At 59.7% G+C, this 690-nt stretch carries 1 protein-coding gene; it reads right to left on the bottom strand.

Features of this window, described 5'->3' with window-relative positions:
* Positions 1 to 613, bottom strand: a 613-nt coding sequence (locus QMA15_RS32690) for a ScbR family autoregulator-binding transcription factor (protein ID WP_290289366.1), incomplete at its 3' end; no start/stop codon positions are given.
* Positions 614 to 690: the final 77 nt, after the last annotated feature.

Genomic DNA, 690 nt, shown 5'->3' with positions numbered 1-690 from the left:
CAAGCGCCGCCAGTTGCATGACGTGCGCCAACTTGTCCTCGCGGACAATCGTTGGCAGCACCAAGTTCCACATCTGACTCAACCGCTCGTACAGATCGGTTCTGCCCGTAAGCATTTCCGAGAGAATCTGCACTCCGGTGAACGACCCCACCACAAATCGAGCCAACGCGTCGATATCGGTGCCCGGGACGATATCGCCGGCTTCGGCCGCTTGGGTTGCCACCTGCTTGATAGCCTCGATCCAATCGAGATACGGCTGTTCGATGGGACCTTGAATACTGCCGATCTCCATCGTCAACCGCATGCCACCTCGCGCGATGGGCTCGGTCACAAGCTGCCGAGCCATCTCCTGCGAAACGAGCACCAGGGTTTCGACCGCGATGTCGGAATGCGCAGCAACCCTCCGGGTACCTTCCATCGCCATTCCGTGCTGCGCTGCGATGACCGCGTGCGCAAGCTCCTCCTTCGACGCGAAATGAAAATACATCGCACCCTTGGACACGCCCCCGTGTTGCAAGATCGTGCCCAGACTGGCGGAGTACCCGAACTTCTCGAAGCTCTTCGCAGCACCCAAAATGACGGCCTGGCGCGTGAGGACCGCACGCTCCTGCATGATCTACCCAGCTCTCGTTGCCGACGGAATGAATCTCAACGATACGTCGAAAGACCCGGCAGCAACGCCCTCGACAC

It is taken from the genome of Rhodococcus sp. APC 3903, assembly GCF_030407755.1.
In the GTDB taxonomy this organism is placed as follows: Bacteria; Actinomycetota; Actinomycetes; order Mycobacteriales; family Mycobacteriaceae; genus Rhodococcus_F; species Rhodococcus_F erythropolis.
The sequence above is the reverse complement of the archived record's forward strand: the minus strand, read 5'-3'. Positions and strand labels throughout refer to the sequence as shown.